We start from the raw sequence: 6533 nt of genomic DNA on the forward strand, positions 1-6533 counted from the left end.
AGACATTTCTTTAGCCTCCTTACAGTATCTTCTCCAGGAATGGTGTGCAGTCGATTGCATGAAGATCAAGTGCAAGCTCCTGGGGCGTCATGCCCTGGGCAAGTCCCAAAAGCTCGTTGTAGTGAAGGACGGGGATGTTGTACTCCTGGCCGAAGTTCTGCTTGATCTCGATCTGGCCGCGGTCATACTGAAGCTGGCAGAAAGGACAGACCTCGGTAAGTGCATCGGCGCCTGCTTCACGAATATTGATCATCTTCTCGTTGGTGATGTCGAGGGAGTGCAGGATATCGTAGCCTCTTACACCGCCGCCGGCTCCGCAGCACTGCATCTTGTTTCTGTACTGGACGGGCTCGGCACCGAGCGCTGCGACGAGCTCATCGATCCACATTGGATTTTCCGTATCCCCAAAGTGGCGGTCCTTCTGCGGCTTCATTAAGTGACAGCCGTAGTGGACTGCGATCTTGGTGCCTCTAAGCGGACGGGTGACGCTGTCGGCGACCTTCTTTAGACCGCAGATCTTCTCGTCGTAGTAAAGTTCGGCAAGGTGCCAGACGTCGATCGAACCTTTATACTGCATGTCGATCTCGGCAAGGACCTCGTTGACGCCGTCGCGAAGCTCGTCGTTGTGCTTGAGTTTGTGGTTGACTTCCCAGATGGACTTGTAACAGCCGTTGCAGAGAAGAGCGATGTCTTTCTTCATCTCTTCGGCAAGGCAAAGGTTCCTTGCGGCCATCGCATACCAGACATTGAGGTTGATGGCACCGAAGGCACCGGGCGCAGGACAGCAGCTGGCTCCCTTGAGAGGAAGGAGCTCTATCCCGAGTTTTGCACTTGTCCTGATGGCGGATGCCTCGCAGCCGGGGTAGCGGTTCGGGGCGACGCAGCCGAGGAAGAATGCGTAGGAATATTCGAATTCTTTTGCCATCTTTAATTACCTCCTTCGGAAAGGATACGGTCGGCGTTCTCCTTGAGTTTGTAGTGGTCGATGATCTTCCGGATGCCTTCCATGTATTCAGGATATGAATGCGTGGTCGGAGGGTCGCGGGGAAGACCGAGCTTCTCGCGGGCCGCACGGTTGACGTCGTTGTTAGGAACACCGTGGCCGGATGTGTAGATCAGGTTCACGGTCTGGAGGAAGTTTCTCGGGACGATGTCGATCTCGAACGCGAGGTTCCTCATTGCCATGATGACGTCGGTCGGGAAAAGGTCGCGGGGACAACGGTCCGAACATGAGTAGCACGTCGTGCAGAGCCAGAGATCCGGATCGGTCAATGCCTCGTCCTCGAGACCAAGGACGGCTCTCCTCATGAACAGGCGAATCCTGTAAGAACTCCTGGGCGCTGAAGGACACGAGCCGGTACATGTTCCGCACTGGTAACACATGTGCGACATTGTACCGCTGATCTTCTCCACACGCTTGCTGAAGTCCTTGTGCGAATCGGAGGTATAGTAGTTCCTGTCCGCAAGTCTCTTCTCGAGGTCAGGGTTTCCATAATTTTTCTCTACTGCCATTTTATTTCTCACCTCATTCTGCGGTCTTCAGCTCAACTTTACCAAAGTCGCCTTCCTTGACCTTGGAGGTTCTCGGCCGAAGCAGCTTCTCCTTGATTGTATTAAAGAGGTCAGTCTCCTTGCCCTTCATACGGATGCCCGTACGCTTGAGAACGATGATGTCCTCGCCGGGGCAGGCATTGACACATACGCCGCAGAGAATACAGAAGTCCTTGTTGACTGCAATCTTTGCTTCGACCTCTCCGTGCATATCTGCAGGATTCTTCGGGCTTGGCAGGTAGATCGCGTTGGCCGGGCATATCTCGACGCATGTCGAACATCCGCCGGGGCACTTCTCGGTGTGGAACTCGATATCTCCCTCGAAGAGTTTCTCGACTGTAATCGCTTCGGTCGGGCAGTTTACGGCGCACCAGCGGCACGTGATACAGTCCTCGGTGATGCTGACCTTGCCTCTCTTCTCCTGCACTGCTTCCTCGCGTGTAACCGTAATCGCTTCGGAAGGACAGATCTCGGAACAGACTCCACAGCCGTCGCATAGTTTCTGCGTCCACTTGACCTCTCCCTGAACCTTGCCTATCTCGGGTGAGAACGGCTTCTTCTTGACAGTCAGTGCCGCACATACATCTCCGCACAGTCCGCAGACCGTACACTTCTCTTCATCGCAGTCGAAGGTTATATTTGCATGAATGGCCTCGGCTTTTTTCAGGCCGGCAGCATCCGTTCCTTCGAATGCCGGGACATCACGAAGTATTGCCTTTTCAGGTGTCCGCGGGCATACATCCTTGCATGTCGTGCAGAGTATGCATTTCTCGTCGTCGATCGTCCTGACAGGATCATATGTAGGAAATCCCTCCCTCTCGATAATAGGGAGCTTCTCCTCTCCGTCGATCCCGAGAAGCATCGCGTTGAACGGGCACATTACGACACATACACCGCAGTATGAGCACTTCGTCTCGTCGACGGTCACGGCCTCTCCGTACTGGATCGCACCCCTCCTGATCGCTCCGACGGGACCGAGAGTAATAGCCTCTTCAGGGCAGGCATCAACGCAGATTCCGCAGCCGGTGCAGTTGTCCAGGTCGAATACCAGTTGGTTGACCTGTTTTAAGAGCCTCTGCTCCATTATTGTGAGGTTTCCCTCTTTCCTGTGCGAATATTTTGGAAAAAGCGTATTCATAACTAACACTCCACGCTAAATCAGGCTTACCGGATGGCAAATATTGCAACAACCTCTACAACGCTTTATTACAGCATCTTCAACAGCTGCTATATTCCGACACACCTTCATCTCGATTGGTTATCGATTGCTAAAAGGTGGGGATAGAAAATAGATAAACATTCTGAAAAAAGTTAAACATAAAAATTGAAAATCAATGTTTGAGTTAAATTAACTTAATTAATCTGCTATTATGCCCCGACTGTGACTGCATAGAGATGCAGAACAGTACCGTTTAAGAAAAAAGCAGGCGAAAAGATTGTTGATAGTTATGGATAACGATACGGAAGAGGTAATCCAGGACTTTCTAAGCCACTCGGATCAGATAGGCGAAAGCCTCTATGCAGAGCTCAACGAAATATTCGGCCTCGTGCCGTTCATCTTCACCGCAATCAGCGAAAGGCAGAAGCCGTTCGTATTCAACGGCCTCGGCGATCTTTACACGAGCAGGCCCGAGAGTCTCGACCCGAAGACGGCGGAGATCGCAACGATCGCGGCGGCAGCGGCATGCGGTGCGGACAAATGCCTTGGCGTCCACATAAAATCGGCTCTCAGGGCGGGCGTAACGAGGGACCAGATCCTCGACACCATACTCATAGGCGCAATGATCAACAGGACACGCAGCCTTGCGTTATCGCTTAAAGTCTTCGAAAGCAGCGCCGGAAAGTCTGAAGACCAAAAACCCTGAGAGATATTACCCGGGTTTCCCCCGGCCCCGGCTAAATCAAATATTATTTTACCTTACAGATCAAGAAATTTAGTTGTTACATAAAAGAGGTATATCAACATGGAACTTAACGGAGTTCAAATCGAAGACGAATTCGCAGAGGCATTCCCCAACTGGGCATGCAGGGTTATAATTACAGCAATAACCGACAAATGGGCGCTCCAGGCGGCGACAGAAGCGACAGGTTTCGCGACCTCGGCAATCGGCTGCCCGTGTGAGGCAGGAATCGAGAAGATCCTCACTGCATCCGAGACACCCGACGGAAGGCCCGGAGTAGCAGTCCTGTTCTTTGCAGGCGGAAAGAAGAAGTTAAAGGAGCAGGTAGTCGAGCGCCTTGCAGAGTGTGTCCTTACACAGCCGACAACAGCCGTATTCGACGGCATGCCCGAGGCAGAAGAGAGGATCGACGTAAAGCTCCACTTCTTCGGCGACGGATACGAATACCAGAAGGAAGTCGGCGGACGCAACTGCTGGGCAATCCCCATCATGAACGGCGAGTACATCGGCGAAGAGAACTACGGTATCGTTAAGGGAATTGCAGGAGGTAACTTCTTCATCATGGGAGAGAACATCCCCGCCGCACTCATGGCCGCAGACGCCGCGGTAGCCGCAATAAAGAATGTCCCCGGATGCATGTGCTCGTTCCCGGTTGTAGCATCGGGCTCGAAGGTCGGATCGAACAAGTACAAGTTCATGGCGGCAACTACGAACGAGAAGTACTGCCCCACAATCCGCGAGAAAGTCGAGGACACGAAGGTGCCCGAGGGCGTAAAGGCTGTCTACGAGATCGTTATCGACGGTGTCGACGAGACAGCTATCAAAGCAGCAACAAAGGCAGGTATCGAGGCGGCAGTAATGGTTCCTGGAATCAAACTGATCTCCGCAGGAAACTTCGGCGGAAACCTCGGCCCGTTCCAGTTCAAGCTGTACGAAATCCTTTAAACACTTTTTTTGATATTCAGTTCGGATCGATCCCACACCTGTAGCAATGCTTCCGGCTACAATTTCACGACGCCCGGACCGGGATTATATAGCATGAAATCAAATCCGGACTATGTATCCCGAAGTAATCATCCACAATACCCTGAGCCTCGACAACGCATTTTACGGGTTCGATATAGATCTCGAAGCCCATTACTCGATTCTCACATCTCTTGCACCCGACGCCGTCCTTGTCGGCTCGGATACTGCAAAGACAGGTGTGGAGATGTTCTATAACCCGATACCTGCGGAGACCGAATCGGATCTGAAAAGACCGGAGAAAGTCGCCGGAGACACCAGACCGGTAAGCGTCATCGTCGACAGCCACGGAAAACTGAAAGGACTTCTTCACATATACCGCAATCTCGAACATGTCCGTGACGTGATAATTCTCGTTTCCGAAACGACGCCTGCGGATTACCTGAAATATCTCGAAGAGAGGGAGTACCCGTACCTGATGTCAGGTTACGACCGCGTCGACCTGAAGGAGGCCGTCGGACTGCTGGGAGACACCTTCGGGTTTTCGAGGATCGTTTCAGACAGCGGGGGACGGCTGAACTGCATCCTGATCGACGAAAGGATCGCGTCATCCCTGAGCATTATAATCGCACCCGTGATTGCAGGACCGGATCACAGGAGATATTTTGATGATATCGACAGCAGGGCGGACCTGAAACTGAAGAAGACGGAAGAGTTGAAAGACGGACTCGTGCACCTGGTGTATGATATAATAAAATAATGATAAACACACTTTTTTAACAAAAACGTTCATGAAACAAAGATTTCATGTACTGTTTCACGTAAATCGCAACATGATTGCAATAATAATCAGAGTTTGGACCCTTTAGATCCTCTACCCAAATTCCAACAAACTTTTTGGCTCTTTGCAGTCTCATATCTCTCAGGCGACCCCGGCACCGGCGGCCAAAGGCCGCCAGACGGCCCCTGCCCAGGGGCCTTGCCCTAAGATAATCTTCCAACGGCACGCCCAAGGGACCGGCAAGGGTCCCCTGGGCTGTTTATTTGGTTTTACATGTAAATCCCAATTTTTCACGCCGGTTCCCGCTGTCATCCACTGTATAATCGAACCGCTTAAATATTTTGTGACCGACTATTTTGTTAACGAATATTTCGGTGACAACACAGTGACGTCAGTATTAAAACCGGAGGAAGTAAGGGAGAGGTTCGGTCCTCTCTTCTGCAGAAAGTTTCTTGTAATGGCAGACGAGGATTCAGGAAGAGCGGAGATCATCGAGGAATGCCGCCACAGGGGAGCAATCGAGTGGGACGTGATGAACCGCAACAGGGCGGGCGGAGCTGTAGAATCGATCGCGGTCGACGGTGCATCGATGACGATATCCGCAAAGCTCGGGAGATACCCGGTTCATTTCGGTGCGGCAGGTGATGAGATCGGCGGACAGGCTCTTGAGGGCGTCGAGATCAACGGAGACGAGATAGCAACGCACTGGGCGGGGATCGCAGGTGCAGGCGTCGGAGTTGCCGCATGCCTCCCGCAGGCGCCCGGAGTTTTGAGGACAGAATACCCGAGCGAGGCGGACATGACACCCGGCGGGGCGAAGATCAGCAGGACGACGATATACACCCCGAAGTACGAGAAGGTCTCGATCGGGATCGACGACACCGACACGAAGGAATCGGGCGCAACGTGGGTTCTTGCGTCCAAATGTGCGGATGCATGTGATATCGAAGGCGTGGAATACCTCAACATGCGTCTCATCCAGCTCAACCCGAAGGTCCCGAACAAGACTACAAACTGTGTCGGCTCGGCGCTGAACTTCGCGGTCAGGCCGGGAAAGATCGAAGAACTCCTCGAATTCGTCAGGAACTTCATCGAGAGCGGAGCGGTCAGCAAAGATACCGGCATCGCCGTTCACACCGGACTGATACAGCCCGAATCACCGTACCTGGAGAAAATAAAAACCGAAGTTCTCACTATCGACGAATGCGAAGCCGAGGCGAAGCGGCTCGGGATCAGGTATATAGACACCGCAGCCTCGAAGGGACGCATAGGTGCCCTGGGGGCGGTTCTTTGGGCCAACAGGGGAATAGAGGCGGCCGGTCTCCATGGCGAACATC

At 52.7% G+C, this 6533-nt stretch carries 7 protein-coding genes; 4 read left to right on the forward strand and 3 right to left on the reverse strand.

The window, feature by feature from the left end:
- Positions 1-19: 19 nt before the first annotated feature.
- From hdrB to METPAY_RS01725, 3 genes are read right to left on the reverse strand one after another with little or no spacing between them, the layout of a single operon-like run.
- Complete coding sequence (gene hdrB, locus METPAY_RS01715; RefSeq protein WP_048148585.1) at positions 20-925, reverse strand: CoB--CoM heterodisulfide reductase subunit B; 906 nt, start codon at positions 923-925, stop codon at positions 20-22.
- Positions 926-927: 2 nt separating this feature from the next.
- Positions 928-1512 (reverse strand): CoB--CoM heterodisulfide reductase subunit C, encoded by a 585-nt coding sequence (gene hdrC / locus METPAY_RS01720; protein WP_048148587.1) that lies wholly within the window; start codon positions 1510-1512, stop codon positions 928-930.
- Between the two features lie 13 nt (positions 1513-1525).
- Positions 1526-2689, reverse strand: coding sequence for a 4Fe-4S binding protein (locus tag METPAY_RS01725; protein ID WP_048148589.1), 1164 nt, complete (start codon positions 2687-2689; stop codon positions 1526-1528).
- Positions 2690-2999: 310 nt separating this feature from the next.
- On the opposite strand from METPAY_RS01725, the gene METPAY_RS01730 reads away from it, so the two are divergent.
- From METPAY_RS01730 to METPAY_RS01745, 4 genes are all read left to right on the forward strand, one after another.
- Positions 3000-3416: a carboxymuconolactone decarboxylase family protein gene (locus tag METPAY_RS01730; protein WP_048148591.1), complete on the forward strand. Its 417-nt coding sequence runs from the start codon at positions 3000-3002 to the stop codon at positions 3414-3416.
- Between the two features lie 99 nt (positions 3417-3515).
- Positions 3516-4397, forward strand: a complete 882-nt coding sequence (fhcD, locus tag METPAY_RS01735; protein ID WP_048148593.1) for a formylmethanofuran--tetrahydromethanopterin N-formyltransferase — start codon at positions 3516-3518, stop codon at positions 4395-4397.
- Between the two features lie 112 nt (positions 4398-4509).
- Positions 4510-5175: a dihydrofolate reductase family protein gene (locus tag METPAY_RS01740; protein ID WP_048148601.1), complete on the forward strand. Its 666-nt coding sequence runs from the start codon at positions 4510-4512 to the stop codon at positions 5173-5175.
- A gap of 364 nt (positions 5176-5539) precedes the next feature.
- A partial coding sequence (locus METPAY_RS01745) for a tRNA(Ile2) 2-agmatinylcytidine synthetase (RefSeq protein WP_048148603.1) occupies positions 5540-6533 on the forward strand: 994 nt, incomplete at its 3' end.

Source organism: Methanolacinia paynteri, from assembly GCF_000784355.1.
Lineage (GTDB): Archaea > Halobacteriota > Methanomicrobia > Methanomicrobiales > Methanomicrobiaceae > Methanolacinia > Methanolacinia paynteri.